This window comes from Spirosoma aureum, assembly GCF_011604685.1.
GTDB classification, from domain to species: domain Bacteria; phylum Bacteroidota; class Bacteroidia; order Cytophagales; family Spirosomataceae; genus Spirosoma; species Spirosoma aureum.
This window is the reverse complement of the sequence record NZ_CP050063.1, coordinates 4,014,806-4,033,419: the sequence shown is the minus strand read 5'-3', so window position 1 is coordinate 4,033,419 and position 18,614 is coordinate 4,014,806. Positions and strand designations below refer to the sequence as shown.

The 18,614-nt window shown below is 47.2% G+C and carries 16 protein-coding genes; 8 read left to right on the top strand and 8 right to left on the bottom strand.

The features are described 5' to 3' along the window. Positions 1-47 precede the first annotated feature (47 nt). Positions 48-536 carry a lipocalin family protein gene (locus tag G8759_RS15885; protein ID WP_167209595.1) on the top strand — a complete coding sequence of 163 codons (489 nt, stop codon included), beginning with the start codon at positions 48-50 and terminating at the stop codon, positions 534-536. A gap of 89 nt (positions 537-625) precedes the next feature. Then, positions 626-1,840, top strand: a complete 1,215-nt coding sequence (locus G8759_RS15880; RefSeq protein ID WP_167209594.1) for a pyridoxal phosphate-dependent aminotransferase — start codon at positions 626-628, stop codon at positions 1,838-1,840. A 58-nt stretch (positions 1,841-1,898) separates the two neighbouring features. Here G8759_RS15880 and rpiB read toward each other — a convergent pair whose 3' ends face one another. Continuing rightward, the gene (rpiB, locus tag G8759_RS15875; RefSeq protein ID WP_162385188.1) at positions 1,899-2,333 is read right to left on the bottom strand and encodes a ribose 5-phosphate isomerase B; all 435 of its coding nucleotides are present in this window, start codon (positions 2,331-2,333) and stop codon (positions 1,899-1,901) included. A gap of 265 nt (positions 2,334-2,598) precedes the next feature. Between rpiB and G8759_RS15870 the strand changes: the two genes are divergently transcribed. Beyond that, a complete protein-coding gene (locus tag G8759_RS15870; protein ID WP_162385189.1) occupies positions 2,599-3,399 on the top strand; it encodes an LOG family protein in 801 nt (266 codons plus the stop codon). A 58-nt stretch (positions 3,400-3,457) separates the two neighbouring features. Here G8759_RS15870 and G8759_RS15865 read toward each other — a convergent pair whose 3' ends face one another. Together G8759_RS15865 and G8759_RS15860 are read right to left on the bottom strand one after the other, a co-directional pair. Beyond that, positions 3,458-4,447: a helix-hairpin-helix domain-containing protein gene (locus tag G8759_RS15865; RefSeq protein WP_167209592.1), complete on the bottom strand. Its 990-nt coding sequence runs from the start codon at positions 4,445-4,447 to the stop codon at positions 3,458-3,460. Positions 4,448-4,530: 83 nt separating this feature from the next. After that, entirely contained in the window at positions 4,531-5,796 is a 1,266-nt protein-coding gene (locus G8759_RS15860) for a PQQ-dependent sugar dehydrogenase (protein ID WP_167209590.1), read from the bottom strand. Positions 5,797-6,039: 243 nt separating this feature from the next. Between G8759_RS15860 and G8759_RS15855 the strand changes: the two genes are divergently transcribed. From G8759_RS15855 to G8759_RS15840, 4 genes are all read left to right on the top strand, one after another. Further along, positions 6,040-6,885, top strand: coding sequence for a serine O-acetyltransferase (locus tag G8759_RS15855; protein ID WP_167209588.1), 846 nt, complete (start codon positions 6,040-6,042; stop codon positions 6,883-6,885). Between the two features lie 125 nt (positions 6,886-7,010). Then, on the top strand, positions 7,011-7,919 hold the full coding sequence (cysK, locus tag G8759_RS15850) for a cysteine synthase A (protein ID WP_167209586.1): 909 nt from the start codon (positions 7,011-7,013) through the stop codon (positions 7,917-7,919). A 108-nt stretch (positions 7,920-8,027) separates the two neighbouring features. After that, a complete protein-coding gene (locus G8759_RS15845) occupies positions 8,028-8,897 on the top strand; it encodes a YitT family protein (RefSeq protein WP_167209584.1) in 870 nt (289 codons plus the stop codon). A gap of 210 nt (positions 8,898-9,107) precedes the next feature. Further along, positions 9,108-11,540 carry a TonB-dependent receptor gene (locus tag G8759_RS15840; protein WP_167209582.1) on the top strand — a complete coding sequence of 811 codons (2,433 nt, stop codon included), beginning with the start codon at positions 9,108-9,110 and terminating at the stop codon, positions 11,538-11,540. Positions 11,541-11,669: 129 nt separating this feature from the next. Here the strand turns inward: G8759_RS15840 and G8759_RS15835 are convergent, their stop codons facing one another. From G8759_RS15835 to G8759_RS15820, 4 genes are all read right to left on the bottom strand, one after another. Beyond that, entirely contained in the window at positions 11,670-12,530 is an 861-nt protein-coding gene (locus G8759_RS15835; protein ID WP_167209581.1) for an SDR family oxidoreductase, read from the bottom strand. A 26-nt stretch (positions 12,531-12,556) separates the two neighbouring features. Further along, the gene (locus G8759_RS15830) at positions 12,557-13,150 is read right to left on the bottom strand and encodes a TetR/AcrR family transcriptional regulator (RefSeq protein WP_167209579.1); all 594 of its coding nucleotides are present in this window, start codon (positions 13,148-13,150) and stop codon (positions 12,557-12,559) included. 224 nt (positions 13,151-13,374) lie between these two features. After that, positions 13,375-14,145 carry a class I SAM-dependent methyltransferase gene (locus tag G8759_RS15825; protein WP_167209577.1) on the bottom strand — a complete coding sequence of 257 codons (771 nt, stop codon included), beginning with the start codon at positions 14,143-14,145 and terminating at the stop codon, positions 13,375-13,377. 72 nt (positions 14,146-14,217) lie between these two features. Further along, on the bottom strand, positions 14,218-14,685 hold the full coding sequence (locus G8759_RS15820; protein WP_167209575.1) for a redoxin domain-containing protein: 468 nt from the start codon (positions 14,683-14,685) through the stop codon (positions 14,218-14,220). 258 nt (positions 14,686-14,943) lie between these two features. On the opposite strand from G8759_RS15820, the gene G8759_RS15815 reads away from it, so the two are divergent. Continuing rightward, a complete protein-coding gene (locus tag G8759_RS15815) occupies positions 14,944-15,864 on the top strand; it encodes an ROK family protein (protein ID WP_167209573.1) in 921 nt (306 codons plus the stop codon). A 67-nt stretch (positions 15,865-15,931) separates the two neighbouring features. Here the strand turns inward: G8759_RS15815 and G8759_RS15810 are convergent, their stop codons facing one another. Next, a complete protein-coding gene (locus G8759_RS15810) occupies positions 15,932-18,598 on the bottom strand; it encodes a TonB-dependent receptor domain-containing protein (protein WP_167209571.1) in 2,667 nt (888 codons plus the stop codon). Positions 18,599-18,614 lie beyond the last annotated feature (16 nt).

Below are 18,614 nucleotides of genomic sequence, written 5' to 3'. Positions count from 1 at the left end.
ATTTTCCAGCGTTCAGTACCGCTTTAACTGACTAAAATCTAGTCTTCGTGAAACAACAAGCCTTACTTATCCTTTTCGCGTTATTTTCCATTGGTTTTATTAGTGCCTGCTCTAAAGAAAGCGAGGTGCCAACCGCTTCGGGCCCAATTGTCGGTCAATGGGATATTAACCGGTATGTTATTTCCAATCTTCCTGCATCCTACTCCACGTTAAACGGAACAATTAACAGTAATCTTGGCACGGATACCTACACATTTCGGGTTGACTCGACCTATTCGGAGGATTATTCCTCTTCCAACGGTACGTCAAAAGGAAATGAAGAAGGGAAATGGTCGTTACGGGACTCGGTATTAACACTCCGCCCTACTATATCGACGGGACAGCCGCCAGCTTCCTATGCCCTGAAGTATTTATCGGCTACCGGTGAACTATCTACAGGTCCGTTTAAATCTTCGGGAAGTGTCCAAAATCCAGATACGCATCTGAACGAGACGGTTACCTATACACTCGAATTCTTTTACCGGAAGCGTTATTGATCGTTGACTTTTTCAAAATCTACCAAACGCCAGTAAGCACTTCCTGAGGTTTTATTGATTTTGGGCAACGAGCCTTGTAGTTTTGCAGGATGGATGAAATATTAAAAAGTGATCGACTTACGCATTTAAAGTACGACATTCGGGGGCCGGTTTATGAGAAATCGCTCGAGCTTGAAAGTCAGGGATATAAAATCATTAGCCTCAATATTGGCAATCCGGCGACATTCGGCTTCGATGCGCCCGACGAGATCGTTCACGACATCATCCTAAATATTCGTAATGCGCAGGGTTATTCTGACTCACGCGGGCTGTTTGCGGCCCGTAAGGCGGTTATGCACCATACCCAGAATATCGGCTTGCCCGGCATTACGATCAATGACATATACATCGGCAATGGTGTCAGTGAGCTGATCATGCTGTCGATGCAGGCTCTACTGAACGAAGGTGATGAGGTATTGATCCCAACGCCCGATTATCCACTCTGGACAGCATCAGTAGCCTTCTGTGGCGGCAAACCCATCCATTATGTTTGTGATGAAGCGGCTGACTGGAACCCCGATCTAATCGATCTGGAAAGTAAAATCACAGACAGAACACGGGCCATCGTTGTTATCAATCCCAACAACCCAACCGGTGCGGTCTACGCTAAATCCGTATTGGAAGGCATCGCCCGTATTGCCGAACGCCATAAACTTATCGTATTCTCCGACGAGATCTACGACCGGATTCTCTACGATGGAACCCTGCATTACCCGATTGCCAAGATGGTTAACGATACGCTCTGCATCACGATGGGTGGTTTATCGAAGAACTACCGGGCAGCTGGTTTCCGGGGTGGCTGGATGATCATGAGTGGCGCTAGGCATCGCGCCAAATCGTATATCGAGGGACTGACCTTATTGGCGAGTATGCGGCTGTGCGCCAATGTTCCGACCCAATACGCCATCCAAACCGCTCTTGGCGGCTATCAGAGTATCAAAGATTTAGTCATTCCAGCCGGTAGGCTCTACAAACAGATTATGCTGGCCTACAACCGCATGACCGCCATTCCGGGCGTGTCGTGCGTGAAACCCAGGGGTGCTTTGTATATTTTCCCAAGGCTTGATCTGAGCCAGTTCAACATCGCCGATGATGAAGAATTCGTCTACGATTTACTGACCGAGCAAAAAGTGCTGGTTGTAGCAGGAACTGGCTTCAATTACCTGGATAAGAACCACTTCCGTATCGTGTGTCTTCCTACAGTTGATGAACTAACCATAGCGTTGGATCGAATTGAAGCGTTTCTTGAAAGCCGCCGAAAATAGATTAATTTTCTTGATAGATGCCAGATCTTAAAAGATCTGGCATCTATCGTGTACCTTTCTAACAGGCAATTTTACCAACCCGTCGCTGGTGACGGCCACCTTCAAATTCGGTGTTCAAAAAAAGTTGTACGGACTGAAGGGCATCAGCCAGTGAAATAAATCGCTCAGGCAGGCACAATACATTAGCGTCATTGTGCTGACGGGTTAGTTCGGCAATAGCCGGTTGCCACACCAGAGCAGCCCGTATGTTCTGGTGCTTATTGGCCGTCATGGCTACCCCCTGGCCACTTCCACAAATCAGAATGCCACACTCGGCCTGACCTGTTTCGACTGCCGATGCGACAGGGTGTGCGAAATCGGCGTAATCAGCAGAATCTCCAGAATACGTTCCGAAATCAGTTACGGTATAGTTCCGATCTTCGAGCCATGTTTTAATAGCTTCCTTGTAGGTAAATCCGGCATGATCGGCGCCGAGTGCAATGCGTTCAGGCATAGTAAATTAGGGTAAGTAGACAAATAGGATATTGGGGCAAACAGGTGCATAGTCAATTATTTAATCACTTATTAAGCCCGATAGCCTATTTATCCGTATGCAAACGAAACGTTTTGGCAAAATTATTCGTTATTTGACTCCGCCCGAATAAAAAATTCGATTGGAATGGCTGCCGACTCGTTTTTTTGATACGTAAAGAGGGCGGATAACTAGTTTATTAACCAAGTGAGTACGTTTCGCGCCCACTGCCTTTTTTTATACATTGATGGAAGAAACAAAAGAAAATGTTCATCGTTCTGAGACACAGAGCACCGAACGCATTACCCAGGATTTACCAAAGCGCGACGAGTTACTCCTTACTCCCGACGAACAACGCATTAAAGAAGCATTTCAGGATCGGAACTGGAACGAAATCAAAGTTGCCGATTCATGGGTAATTTTTAAAGTGATGGCCGAATTTGTTGAAGGATTCGACAAACTCGCTAAAATTGGCCCATGTGTATCTATTTTTGGTTCGGCCCGAACCAAGCCTGATAATCCGTACTATAAAATGACGGAAGAAATTGCGGCAAAGCTGGTCCGTCACGGCTATGGTGTCATCACAGGCGGTGGCCCCGGCATTATGGAAGCGGGTAATAAAGGAGCTTTCGAGGAAGGCGGTAAGTCGGTTGGTCTCAACATTAAACTCCCGTTCGAACAACACAGCAATATCTACATCGATCCCGACAAGAGCATCAATTTTGATTTCTTCTTTGTGAGAAAAGTGATGTTCGTCAAATACGCACAGGGCTTCGTTGTGATGCCCGGCGGCATGGGCACACTCGACGAATTGTTCGAGGCTATGACGCTTATTCAGACTCGGAAAATTGCACGTTTCCCTATTGTTTTGGTTGGCCGGTCGTTCTGGAGTGGTTTGCTCGACTGGATCAATGATGTCATGCTGGGCCAGGAACATAATATCAATCCAGAAGACATGAAACTGGTCAGTCTTGTCGATACGCCTACTGAGGCAGTTAAGGCAATTGACGATTTCTACAGCAAATACCTGCTAAAGCCTAATTTTTGATTCGTGATTGAATTTTGATTGATTCATCGGGAGACGATTTCATTCAAAATTCAATCCGTCAAAACTCCAGATAGGGCCCTATTTTTTCAATTGTTTTCTCGTCCAGTACCCGAATGGGTTTGAGTGCTTCTGCGGACGTGTAGTCGCCGTGTTGTTCGCGATACCGGACAATAATTTCAGCCTGCCTGCGCGACAGAAACGGATGCCGATCCAGTTCTTCAGCGCTGGCCGTATTTATCGGAATCTTACGGGGTGCCGACTGAATCTTACCAAATTTCTGCAATTCTGCCAGTGCGACAGAATCGAGGCCATAAATGTCACGAAACTGATCGGCTGTAATAAACCCACCGAGTGCATCCCGAAATTTCACGATTCGACCAGCCAGTTTAGAGCCGATTCCCTTGAGTGCAACCAGTTGAGTGGTATCGGCGGTATTGATGTCAAAGGGTTGAAGGGTCGGTTTGGCAGGTCTTTCTGCAAAAGCATGTCGGTCACTAGGCTTGAATTTCTCGGTCGAATAGGACTTTTCGAATCCGGTGTGATTATCAGGAGCCAGCCTTCCCGGCGAATGATTGGCCAGCGTTATGTAGGGTTCGAGTTGCTCGTATAGATCGGGAGGGAAGTCATAAATCTGCAGCAAATCTTCTTTTTTACGAAACTGGCCACCTTTGCTCCTGTATTTTTCAATTCGTTCGGCCATCCAGCGGGGCACACCCAACTGCTGCCAATCTGCCACACTGATCGTATTGGGATCGAAAGCGAAAAGCTTAGGTTCACTAAACCGCTCGGCGGTGGTTTTGTCCTTGTCGGACCTGTCGCTAAAGGCCGGTTGCTTCGCTTCCTCCGTTTTCATCAATGCCACCAGGTTGTCGAGCTTGCGCTGATCGGCAGCTGATGTGTCGGTGGGTTTGCGGGTAGCAACGAATCGATATAGAAAAGGAAGTAAAAGGCACAGCAGCGTTAGAAAAATCAGGACTAGAAATCCCCTACTCTCTTTATGCGAAAATCCGAAATAATCCCGGATCAGTACCTGTAAACGATTGAACATGGCGGTGGGTACGAATGGTAGTCAAGTGCACCAATGTACGTAACCAAAACAAGACAATCAACCTACAAAATTACTGCACTAGCTTATTGCTGATGTTCGAGCAGTTTGAGAATTTTCCCGTCGCCCAGATCACACATGTATAATTCATGTTTCTGATCTTCACCAAAGGCCGATATGGAGCCAGCTCTGGAAATAATTTCCTGATTCGATCCTGCCTTATTCCCATCTTGTGTCAGTGCCCAGACACGTCCACTGGCATAATCGGCATAAATGTATTTTCCGCGTAATGACGGGTTTTGTGAGCCTCGATAAACGATTCCACCAGTGATCGATACATTTCCCTGACTATGGCTATATTGCCAAATGGGCTCAATCAGGTTTTTCGGTGATGGATTATTGTCCGAATTATAATCCGCTCGCCCTTCTTTGATTCGCCAGCCGTAATTTCCGCCTTTCTTGACAATATCGATCTCTTCAAGTTCATTCTGGCCAACATCACCCGCCCATAGTTGCCCCTGCTCATCGAAACTTATCCGCCAGGGGTTCCGTAAACCGTACGCAAAAATCTCCTCACGAATGCCCTCGTTGTTCTTGGCAAATGGATTGTCGGCCGGAATGCCGTAGTTTCCTTTTTCGGTGCCGTTTACATCGATTCGTAGTATTTTTCCAAGCCAGCTACTCCGATTCTGACCGTTGTTCTGTGGATCACCCCCGCTTCCGCCATCGCCCGTCGATACGTAAAGATAGCCATCAGGACCAAATAGCACTTTCCCTCCGTTATGGTTAGAATAAGGTTGTCTGAATTTGAAAAGGATAACTTCTGATTTCGGGTCAATCGTTAAGGCATCAACTGACGATGCCTTAAACCGGCTGACAACTGTTTCGCGGGGATTATCTTTCGTATAATTGACAAAGAAGAACCCGTTCTCGTTAAATTTTGGGTGAAAGGCCAGTCCCAGCAGACCCATTTCTCCGCCATAGGACACGTTTTTACGAATGTCAAGATAGGTCTGGGCGGTGGATGAATTTGCGTTATTGTCAAACACTTTAATCCGTCCTGCCTGCTCAACCACAAATACCCGATTAGTCCCATCGTTTGCGTAGGTGTACTCAACCGGCGAATCGAATGTCAATTTGGGGTAAGCATTGATTACCCGAACTGGAGAAACGGATTTTTCTGATTTGAAAACTGCCTGTGCAATGCCTGCTTCCTCTACATTGGCTACAGTTTTTATGTTGGTATTTATATCCGCCTTTTTGTCAGACTGACAAAGCGACCATATAAACCACGAAAAACCGGCCGTAGCAACCAGCGAAATAAGCAATGCGTATATAGCCTTACCAAACATGGCAGTTCTTGTCGACGTGTAAATGAACTACTAATAGAACAAAATCAGAGCCAAACTGGCCAGCCGAACTTTACGGTACGTTATTTGTTGTCATAGTAACAAATTACCTTCGTATATGAACGTAATTTGCCGTTAATAAGCTCCCCCAAGTGTTGTATCATTTCCTCATTACGGGGCAACTATTCTACTTTTTTTAGCTCTTTTATAGCGAACTGACTTGTCTCGACTTTTGCATTGACTCTTATGATTGTCGCTAACTCTTCATTCCTTGACCACCTGCAGGCTCAGCGGACTCAATACCGTTATAAACTTCCCTCCCGGCCAGATGCCGGACGGTTTATTGACCAGCTCATGCGGCTCTTATTTCCAGTAACGCAGGATTGCCAGTCGGCCTCTCAGCATGTTGAGGAAACCTATCAAAAAATTCATCAGCAATTTATTCACCTGCTTCAGCCGTTAGCATCTACCCTACCAGCTAGCCCAGAGATTATTACTGATCAGTTTTTTGAGCAATTACCGGCCATTTATGACAATCTGCTTCTGGATGCCCATGCCATTGTCGACAATGATCCGGCTGCTATTGGAATTGAAGAAGTTGTTGCGGTATATCCGGGTTTTTACGCTATTTCGGTCTATCGGATTGCCCATGAGCTACTTCGCCTGAACGTACCGCTCCTTCCCCGAATGCTGACCGAGTATGCGCATGGCCACACGGGCATCGATATTCATCCGGGTGCGCAAATTGGCCGGTCATTTTTCATCGATCACGGTACGGGGGTCGTTATCGGCGAAACCACCATTATTGGCACCAATGTCAAGGTTTATCAGGGTGTAACGCTGGGTGCAACGCACGTTGCCAAATCAATGGCTCAGAAAAAACGTCACCCGACTATTGAAAATAACGTTGTTATCTATGCCAACGCTACCATTCTGGGTGGTCGTACGGTTGTCGGCCACGATTCAGTAATTGGTGGTAACGTTTGGCTGACCAGCAGTGTAGAGCCTTATTCCTTAGTTTACAATCAACACCAGACCGACGTTCGGCTTAAATCACTTGAGGATGCCGAGCCAATTAATTTTGTCATCTGATTTAGTTATAGAATAAGTAAGCAATAAGGGTAAATAGGTAGTTGGAGCCAGTGATTACACGGTTACTTCAATCGCCCATTTACCCTTATTGACTATTTACCCATTCACCCTAATTACCTAAAGCCATGAAAGCCAATACAATTTTAGAAACCATCGGTCAAACACCCCATGTTCGCCTGAACCGACTTTTTCCTGGTTATGAAGTGTGGATGAAGCTCGAACGGGCCAATCCTGGTGCCAGCATAAAAGACCGGATTGCACTGGCTATGATTGAAGATGCCGAATCCAAAGGCATATTAACGACGGGAAGCACAATAGTTGAACCCACATCAGGTAATACCGGAATAGGTCTGGCGATGGTTGCAGCCGTCAAAGGGTATAAACTAATTCTGGTCATGCCCGAATCGATGAGCATTGAACGGCGAAAGATCATGGCCGCCTATGGGGCTGAATTTGATCTGACTCCCCGCGAACTGGGTATGAAAGGAGCCATTGCCAGAGCCCACGAACTGGTTGAGTCGACACCGAGTGCCTGGATGCCCCAACAATTCGAAAATCCTGCCAATATTGACATTCATAAACGCACAACCGCCCAGGAAATTCTGGCTGATTTCCCCGAAGGTTTCGACGTTCTCATCACAGGCGTTGGTACAGGTGGGCACCTTACGGCTGTATCGGAAGTGCTAAAGGAGAAATTCCCAAATCTGAAAGCCTATGCCGTTGAACCTGAAGCATCGCCCGTCATTAGTGGTGGCGCTCCGGGCCCACACCCCATTCAGGGCATTGGCGCCGGTTTTATTCCCCAGAATCTGCATGTCAATTCCATTGACGGAAGCATTCAGGTTAGCCGTGATGAAGCATTCGCCTGGGCTCAGCGGGCAGCCAAGGAAGAAGCCATTTTCGTTGGTATTTCATCAGGGGCATCGCTGGCAGCCGTATATAAAAAACTCCCTGACATTACTCCAGGAAGTCGAATTCTTACATTCTGTTACGATACAGGTGAACGATATTTGTCAATCGAGGGGTTGTATTAAGTAAGCAGCAATCTGTTGGCAACAGGAAAGAAGTCGCTATTCAGCCTGCTTACTCAACGTATGTTATTGAGTTATTCATTAACTATTTACCACCTTCAGCGTTACTCTATGACTCAACATTCTGCTACATTTCGAATAATAAAAGACACTATTTTCATTACAGCGGGGGTACTGGGTGCTGGTATGGGCATTAAAGGCTTTTTGCTTTCCAGCCATTTTATTGATGGGGGCGTTACAGGCATTTCTATGCTCCTGTCGTCTATATTTAACATTCCACTTCCAATCTGGCTTTTAGTTATAAATTTACCGTTTATCGGCTTAGGTTATCGCCAGTTTGGCCGACAGTTTGCATTTAAAAGCACACTTGGTATTGCCGGTCTATCGCTCAGTCTGGCTATCATTCCCTATCCTGATGTTACCCCCGATTTATTATTAACCTCGGTTTTTGGTGGCTTCTTTATCGGGGCCGGAATTGGTCTGGCTATGCGGGGTGGCGCCGTATTAGACGGAACAGAAATTGCAGCTCTCTTAATTAGCCGAAGCAGTCCAATTCTGAAAGTAAGTGACGTTATCTTGTTGCTGAACGTTGTCATTTTCAGCGCTGCGGCCTTCTTTCTGGGTGTCAGTCCGGCACTTTATTCCATGATCACGTATTTCGCGGCCTCAAAAACAGTAGACTTCATTATTCACGGTATTGAAGAATACACGGCTGTTTTGATTATTTCCAGACATCACGAGCAAATCCGGAATCAGATCATTGATCGGGGCTGGGGCGTCACTGTGCTCAAAGGTCAGGAAGGCTACGGAAAACACGGTAGTCACCACGATATCGAGTCGGTCCTGTACGTTGTGCTCACCCGACTGGAATTGAACAGGCTACGCAGTATGATTATCTCAACCGACCCCAGGGCGTTTATCATTCAACACACTGTCGATGATGTGGCGGGTGGAAAAGTAAAGAGCCTTCCGTTGCATTGACAGCTTATTTTCTTCCGTAGACTTTCGTTTTTCTGCCTTCCATACTGATTAACCTGGCCAGCAATCCTCCCCGCTGGCCAGGTTAACGTACCATAGCATTATCCGCTGATACTCGTTTTTGCCCGCTCGTGGAGAAATCCCGCGCCACGAACTGATTTCTGACTCTTTCCCTTAAAATCGGTTCTCTGGACAGCCTAAACGACATACAGTATGCAGTTCTTTCTACGTACGTACTTTTTATTCTTTATTAGTTTGGGCGGAGGTATTGCCCTTGCTCAGAATGGTCCTAATGTTCTCGGTAGCGTACACGACCCGGCAGGTGCCGTAGTTGAGTTTGCAACCGTAGCCTTGCATCGGGCTACTGACTCGACAGTAATTAAGACCGAGTTCAGCAACGCTTCCGGCGCTTATCAATTCGCGGCTGTTCCGGCAGGGCGTTATTTCGTATCGGCCTCACTGGTCGGATTCAGCCGCTCACAGACTGGTCCTTTTGCTATATCCACGTTTAACGAAACGTTACCCGTCATTCAACTGAAACCCAGTGGTACAACCCAGTTGAAAGAAGTTACCGTTCAGGCTCGCAAACCCCTTTTCGAACGCGAAAACGACCGGATTGTCGTCAATGTCGATGCCAGTCCACTCAGCGCGGGAGCCACTTCCCTTGAAATCCTCAGCCGCTCACCGGGTGTAACTGTCGATCAGAATGATAATCTTGCGCTTCGAGGGAAACAGGGCGTTTTGGTTCTGATTGATGGCAAGCGTGTGCCCATGACTGGAGCCGAGCTAGCTGATATGTTACGCTCGTTACCAGCCAATTCTGTCGAAAAGATTGAATTGATCACTAACCCACCCGCCAAATACGATGCAGCTGGCAGCGCCGGTATCATTGCGATTAAACTGAAGAAAGATGGCCGTCAGGGCACCAATGGTAGCGTGACGGCCAGCTATGGGTATGGCCGTTATGGTAAGCTAGCGAGTGGCCTTACCTTAAACCACCGGCACAAAAAACTAAACATCTTCGGGAGCTATAATTATAATGTTCGCAATGTTTTCACGCAACTGACGCTGCATCGGGACTTTTACCAGAATAATCTATTCACGGGCAGCAGCGATCAGGACAATGCGGGCAAGACACGTTATATCACGAACACCTATCGTGCTGGCTTAGATTATACTCTATCGAAACGAACCCTGCTGGGTGTGGTCGTGAATGGGATGGACATGGATGCCAAAGCCAGCATTCCGAATGTTACAAAAACATTTGGGGCCGAGGGACAACTGCAATCCAGCTATCAGTCAGCAAACAATCGCGGGCTGCGCATGCCGAATGTCGCCACAAACCTGAACCTTAAACACAGTTTTGACTCGACAGGAAAACGGGAGTTGACGGCTGACGTTGATTTCGCTCATTATGAAACACACCGATTACAAAATCTGGCTACCACTTACAGCGTACCGGTCATTGCTCCGACGGTATTAGCCGGTGATCTGAACGGCGGTTTGAATATTACGTCTTTTAAAGCCGACTACGTCCATTCGCTGCCCAATCAGACACGGCTGGAGGGAGGCATTAAAACCAGTTGGGTTAATTCGGACAATGATGTGCTATTTACAAACCTCATCGAAGGCCAGACTATAATCGATACGGGAAAAACCAATCATTTTCGCTACAACGAAAACATCACCGCAGCTTATATTACGATCAATAAGACAATCAAAAAGCTATCGATACAGGCTGGTTTGCGAGGGGAGCAGACCATTGCCAAAGGCGTTCAGGTTATTGGCAATAACGACTTCAAACGAAACTATTTTCAGTTATTTCCCAGCGTATTTCTCAAGCAGTCTTTGTCGAAAACGCATGATCTAAGCGTGTCATTAAGCCGTCGGATCGACCGCCCGACCTATAACCAGCTTAATCCATTTCGTGCCTACATCGATGCAACGACCTACTTCTCCGGGAATCCATCGCTGTTTCCGCAGTTGAGTTACAACGTTGAGCTAACGCATACTTTTAAGCAGAAATTTATCACATCCATTAGTTATAGCCGCACCGATCAGCCTATCATCAGCGTTGTTCAACCTGCTCCTGAAGGCAATCGGCAGGCGGTGTCTACCTTTCAGAACCTGACCCGCTCCGATTATTATGGTCTGACCATGACGATTCCGGTTCAACCGACAAGCTGGTGGTCGATGGATAATAACCTGGTGGCATACTATCAGCGATTTATCGGTGAGCTGGCCGGAACATCGCTGAACGCGGGTTTGCCAGCTTACACGATCAACAGTACAAACACCTTTACACTCGGGCACGGCTGGACCGCCGATCTGACCGGGAATTATCAGTCGCATCAGTTATACGGATTTCTGGATATTCAACCGCTGGGGCAGCTAAATATTGGCCTTCAGAAAAGCATGTGGAATAAGAAAGGAACCCTGAAACTGAACATGACAGACATTTTCTATACCAGCCCATTTCACGCTACCTCTGAGTATGCAAACTATAGGGAACAATTTAACCAGCGGCAGGATACACGGGTAGCCACGGCTTCACTCACCTATCGTTTCGGAAATGACACCCTGACTCCATCACGCCGACGGACAGGAGGTGCTGAAGACGAAAAGCGCCGGGCCGGTGGAGCATAAGACAATTGATTACGCAGCCTTTGAACATTACCTAACAACTACCTGAACGTGCTTCCCGGAAGTTCTAAACTTTCGGGAAGTTTACTTTAACAGTAGGTCGTTACCAGGAATGGTTTGTCATCAGACGAATTACCGCGTTGCAAATTGTTCCATTGTTGTCTCCGGCTTGCTCAGATCGGCCCAGGTTCGTTCGGAGCTAAATGCTTCAGGGTAGTTGTTGAGAGCCTCGGTAATATGCCAGCCATAATCAGCCTGAGCAGAAAAAAGCCGACCAACCTTCATCAGAACAGGTGGTGTTGTTACAATAGTCAGCTTTTCTTTGCGATAGGCATTGACAAAACGTTCAGCCGCTTCGTGTTGCGTAATCGCTTCTGGCCCTTGAATATCATACTCCTGATTCTGATCAGGCTTTACTATTTGTAAGGCTCGAACGACCTGTTTCCCATAGTCATGGGCCGCTATGTACCAGGGTTGAACCTGAGATTGACCCACAAGAAGCACGAAACGATTAATCCGTTGCGTACCGTTGATCGAATCCATGAAGCAGGATGGATAAAAAATACTGTATGGAATACCTGAGTCTTTAATGAGTCGAACTGCCTTCTGCTTTACCTCAAATACCCACCAGCGAAAACCGTTCATGCCCTGATAGCGCATGATAATTGACGAAAGATAAACTATTCGCCTGATACCCGCCTGTTTAGTGGCTTCGATCAAATTAACTAATCCCTCTGCTTCGGTATGAAAATCGGCTTCTTTTTCGCACTGTTTGATGGATAGATTTAGATAGACGATATCTATTCCACGTAGTGCATTGGCAAGGCTATCGATATTCCGCAAATCACCAGCAACAACAGTAACGCCAGGAAATCGCTGCTGTGTTGCAACGACATTGCGGGCTATGAGCCGCACCGAAAACCCAGCGTCAATCAATTCGTGCGTAACGGGTTGACCGAGCATCCCCGTTGCACCAATGATGGCAACATGCATAGCGAAGCCAGATAGAATACCAGTCTTTACCGAAGCCCGCGTACAAACCGGCGCATCGCATCACGATAGACCTGCTCAGACTTATCGAGTGGTTGTTGATCTTTCAGCAACATGGCTAACATAATCATGCCGTGCGAAACAGACCACCATTCAAAGTAGAGTCGCTGAATACTTTCTTTTGCTTTGGGGATGAAAGAAAAAATGATTTCGCTAACGATCGTACTGACATCCTGCATGGCATCCGACTGGCAAACGGGGAGCGTGCAGTAAGCTCCATCCAGATTATACATTACCTGATAAATTTCAGGCTGTTGCCGGGCAAACTCCCACTGAATGAGCGATATCTCATAAAGTCGCTTTTCCGGATCACGATATAGCTTTAAGATGCGTTCATATTCCTGATGCAGGAATCGAAACCCTTCGTTTCTGATTTCATTCAACAACACGTCCTTGCTGTCGAAGTATTCATAAACGATAGGAGCACTGTATTCAATTGCGTCAGCGATTTTACGAATCGAGACAGCTTGCCAGCCTTCCCGGCGGGCGATGGCTTTGGCAGTCCCTAATATCCCTGAGCGGATATTTTCGCGGGACCGTGGCTTACGTTCAATGACTTCCATAGATGATCAGCCTTTATTTAACGGTGGTAAGTTGGCTTAGTTAACGGTGGTAAATTGGGTGAAAACTACGGATTTATGATCGCATAATCTAAGATTAATGTAAAATTTCTAAAAAAAATCAAATATTCTCTTTGGTAACTTTAAAAAGACAGGATTTTACGGCCATTTACTGAAAACCGTCTCTTTACGATGATAACCTATGGCTACAACAAGCTGATAGTCAGCTATAGCCCTCGTTCGGCCACAAGCCACACGCCCGCATCACCGAGGGCGTAAGGATCGCCCTCAACCGTACCATAACAGGCAATAACGGTAAATCCGGCCTCAACAAATAGACGAATTAGTTCAGCCAATGTGTACACGAAATGGTGCGCTATCCGCGTCTGCATTTCGCCACCACGCACATACGTAAGGTGTGAATCGATACGGCTTTCGAGCGGATCATACTGATTCTCGACCAGAAACAGGATTGGCTGTTCTTCTGCTTCGCCAACGGGTTGCCAGTTCCGTTCCTGATAGTCTGGCAGGACTGATTCAGCGATCATTTCTGAATGCGCGAGGAATCGACCACCGGGCTTCAGTAAACCCGCTATTCGAGTCAGGAAAGCCAGCATGTCAGGTCGGGGGAAAAAGCTAAAACTATTCCCTAAACAATAGGCTGCATCAAATGGCTCACTGTGCGCCAGATCAGCAACTGGCATGGCCAGAAAATCGGCCTGTACTGCTTCAAGCGATAATTTTTCACGCTTAGCTGCCAGTTTGAGCTCCTTGATGTATTCTTCCGATATGTCTACACCCATGACGTGAGCACCCATCCGGGCCAACGGCAAGGCATGGCGTCCATAGCCACAAAAAATGTCAAGTACTCGATCATCCGGACCAAAATCCAGTGTTTCAACGAGCAATTCAAGATCTAGTTGAGTCTGTTCTTCGGTTTGAGCCGCTTTCCAGGCTTCCTGTGGTAGTCCGTGGAAAAAAGTATGATACCAGGCCATTTTTTGACGAATGACAGCTGAATGATCAATGGTAGTTCATCCTTGATCATTCAGTTGCCATCATTTATCTGATTAGTTGAGTGAGGAGAGTGTTTGTCGAACGGCCAGAAAATCAGGGACATCACCCGCACTTTCGAGGACTTCGGCATATTGAATAACTCCGTCCTTGTCGACGACAAACGCAGAACGCTTACTGACGCCCTTCAAATTCATGACGAAGGTTTCGTAGTACGTGTTATAAGCTTTGGAAACTTCCTTATTAAAATCCGACAACAGATTAAATGGAAACTTCTGATCTTCTTTAAACTTAGCCAGTGTGAATGGCGAATCGACCGAAATGGCTAAAATTTCGGCGTCCAGATTCGAATAAGTGGCAATGTTATCGCGCATTTCGCACAGTTCAGCGGTGCATACGCTGGTAAACGCCATCGGAAAAAAGAGTACGACTACATTCTTACCTTGAAAACCCGAGAGCGATACTTCTTTCCTTTCGCTGTTGAAAAGTGTGAAATCTGGTGCTTTTTGGCCGGGGATTGGCATAATAGATTTTTGATTTTGAATTTATGATTGTTGATTTGATGTCAAATCCATTTGGGGGGCGAAATTCCGAAAAAGCGAAGGGAAAACAAGCACTAAGCTGTGTTATTTGACCAGGGCTTTTTAGAGAACCATCGGATGGTAGTTCGTTTTAGGCCACCTTTACTCCGCTCCAATCTGTCAGAAAAGAGTATAAACGGTTACCCGAACACTATTGCTTACATATACGCTCGTACGTAAATCAGAAATCTTACTTTCTAAATGCAGAACTACTGGGGCATTGACCTGGGCGGCACCAAAATCGAAGGTGTTATTTTAAGCGCCCCTTCACCCGACGCCGTCATTATTCGCAAACGAATCGACACTGAAGCGCACAAAGGCTATGATCATATCATGGCTCAGATTGTTCGGCTCATCGATATCCTCAAAGCTGAAACAGGCTTAAAACCGGAACGCATTGGTTTCGGAACGCCCGGCACCTTCGACCCGGCCCGGAAAACAATGAAAAACTGCAACACAACTGTGCTGAATGGCCGTCCGATGAAACAGGACCTGACCCGAATTCTCGGCGTTCCGGTTGAGGTGGCCAATGATGCCAATTGCTTTGCACTGGCCGAAGCCACAATGGGTATCGTTCCGGAAATTGTTCCCAACTTCCAGTCGGTATTCGGCGTCATAATGGGCACAGGTGTTGGCGGAGGTGTAGTTGTTCAGGGCCGCGACGGTATACCATTCGTTCTGAACGGTCTACAAGGTATCGGGGGCGAATGGGGCCATAACATACTGGAGGAGAATGGTTATCCCTGTTATTGCGGTAAACGTGGCTGTAATGAACAGGTCATTTCGGGACCGGCACTGCAACGATATTACCAGCAGATCAGCGGGGAGGAACGTACCATGAAAGAAATCATAGAGCGTTACACAGACGGAAATGATCTGTTTGCCAGCCAGACGGTTAACCGATTACTGGAGTATTTTGGCCGTGCGGTTTCCGTGATTGTCAACATCCTGGATCCCGATGCCATTGTGCTGGGCGGTGGCGTCGGCAATGTCGACCTGCTATACACCGAAGGTGTGGAGCGGGCAAAAAAATATGTGTTCAATTCAGGCGAATTGAACACACGTTTTCTAAAACCCAAATTAGGGGATAGTGCTGGCGTTTTTGGAGCGGCACTCCTCTAAGCCAGAAGCAGAGAGCGTGGGACAGAGCGTGAAGTTTCTTTTCACCCTGCCTCACGCCCTCTGCCTTTTATCGTGGTCGTCCACCGCCCCGGTTACCGCCCTGAGCGGGCTGCTGTTGCGGTTGCTGGCCACCATCACCACCTTCACCCGATTTGATGTCGTCATTTTCGACAGATCGGCCTTTCTTGCGCTGTGGCTGATCGAAGCTCAGTTTACCAATTTTATAGCTGAAGTTCACGCGAATACCAGCGTTATACAGGCTCGTCAGGCTGTTCTGAGCGAAAATTGGCGACGATGATTCTGAGCGAACGGTAAATGGGTGATTAAAGAAGTTTTCACCGGCAATACCAAAGCTACCCCGTTTATCTTTCAGGTCTTTTTTCAGGCCAAGGCTATAGAAAGCAAATCCTCCCTGAGAGCCCTGCAACTGAACCTGTTTACCCCGAATAAATCCGAATCCCTGTAGTCCCCAACCATTTTTTAGGGTCAGGCCTGTGAAGAAGCGACCCGTTACAACCCAGCCCGAATTCGTTGCGTTGTAAATAAACGTTGAGCTGTTATTGGTCAGGTAGGAATAATATACATCGACCCCACCACCAATCTGCCATTTTGAGAACAGCGTAGCATTACCAAACACGTTGGCACCGTAAGCCGATTCCTTGCCAATGTTGAGGTAGGTCGTACGAATCACCTGCGACAATGCCGGATTGTTTACCTGCCCTACGCTCGATGTAACCGTATCCCGAACACTCGTTATTGAGTTATTGGTTTGCCGGGCAAACAAGGCCACATTCAGGTAAACGCTTTTGATATATGCGCTGCTGCTCAACTCAAAATTATCGGTCAATTCGGGCGAAAGCAGTGGATTTCCCTGTGTAATGTTCGTTGGGTTCGACGTATTGATGTTTGGGTTCAGGAATTGGATACCTGGCCGTTGCAATCGACGGTTATACGCTACTTTGACCGTTTTACCTCCTTTTAACGACTTCGATATGTTGATACTGGGCACCAGATTGTTATAGCTTGGAATACCCAGATCCTGCCCTGCGACTCCTCCCTGTTCTCCCGGCTGATTCTGGCTGTAATTCGCATTGATTGTCGTGTGTTCGTAACGGGTTCCGGCCTTAATCGTGTACTTGTTTTTGGTCGTCAGTGTATACGACACATAACCAGCCCCAATGCTCTGGTCATAATTCAGCGTATTTCCAGTTCGTGTTGGGTCTGGCAGGAGCGCCCCCGAACCTACACCATAGTTATAACTGAACGCACTTTCTACCTGACGGAAAATACCTTTACCACCAAACTCAATCAGCTGGTTTTTACCAATCGGAGTCTGGTAATCACCCTGAATTGTTGTTTCCTGATTGTAGCTGTTGTTCAGGTTCTGCTGGCGGGCAACAATCGTAGCAAAATCTGAATTGTTCAGGATATCGGCCGTAAAATCATTGTTCCGGTTATTGCGGCTAAACTGCGCGGAAACGCTTAACTCCTGCTGTGGTTTGGCGTAGGTACGAGTGTAATCGATATTCGCATCTACCGTACCCGACAAATCTTTCGTCAATACATTTCGATCGCTAACGCGCGGGAAATAATCGCTTGGCGAGGATGTACGCGTCAGAAAATTGTCCTGATTCTGGTAATTATTCCGGGCGCCATAGCGAAGACTCGCCGTGATCGAACTGTTTTTGCTTATGTCGTAATCCCAACCGAGCGTGTACTGACCGAAAATGCCATGATTGCGCGTATCGGCCGTTTGCTCGGTAGTGGTTGTGCCTTTGCTGCCGAACGTCCGTTGGGTGTTGGCAAATTTCCCAATCACGTTGTAATTCGCCCGCCCGAAACCGCTCAAACTGAATCCCATTTTTCCAGTCCGTAAATTTCCGTTCAGACCCAGGTTGCTACCCCGGTTACCAACACCCGTATCGAGGTTAAGGGTGAAGCCCTGTAATGTCGTTTTCTTGGTAATGATGTTAATGATTCCCGCTGACCCTTCAGCATCGTATTTGGCCGAAGGAGAGGTAATCACCTCCACGGTCTTGATCATGTCGGCCGGGATTTGCTTCAGAGCATCAGCGACGCTGCTGGCCACAATTGTTGAGGGTTTATTATTGATCAGGACCCGAACGTTACTACTACCGCGCAGGCTCACGTTACCGTCTAAATCAACCGATAAAAGCGGCACTTTGCGCATGACGTCCGTCGCATCTCCTCCTTTGGCAGTGATATCCTTATCGGCGTTGTAGACGAGCCGGTCTACTTTTTCTTCAACCAGCGAGGCTTGTCCAACCACTTCTACCTCCTTAAGGGTACGAACATCGGCCCCAAGTTTAACTGTCCCCAGATCAACATCACCTTTCCGATTGAGCTTAACGCTCGAAACCGTTTTGTTCCGATAACCGACAAACGAAATCAGCAGTTGAAATTCACCTTCCGGCAACTTGTTCAACGTAAATTTCCCTTTGTCGTCGGCAACGGTTCCATCGATTGGCTTCTTCGTTTTGGTATCTATTAGAGCAATACTCGCAAATTCAACCGGTTTATTGGTCGTTGAATCCACAACTACGCCCGTTAGTTTGGCATTACCACGGGGCGAGTCGTCGCTGGAAGTACCGGGTATAGCTGCGGGAGGCCGCTGTCCTCCCCCACCTGGAAGCGCTGGAAACTGCGCATGAGCCGCGTTTGTCGCGGCTATAACAGCAATACCCAGCAATAAAGTACGTAATTTCTTTTTCATAGTCAGGTTATACAAA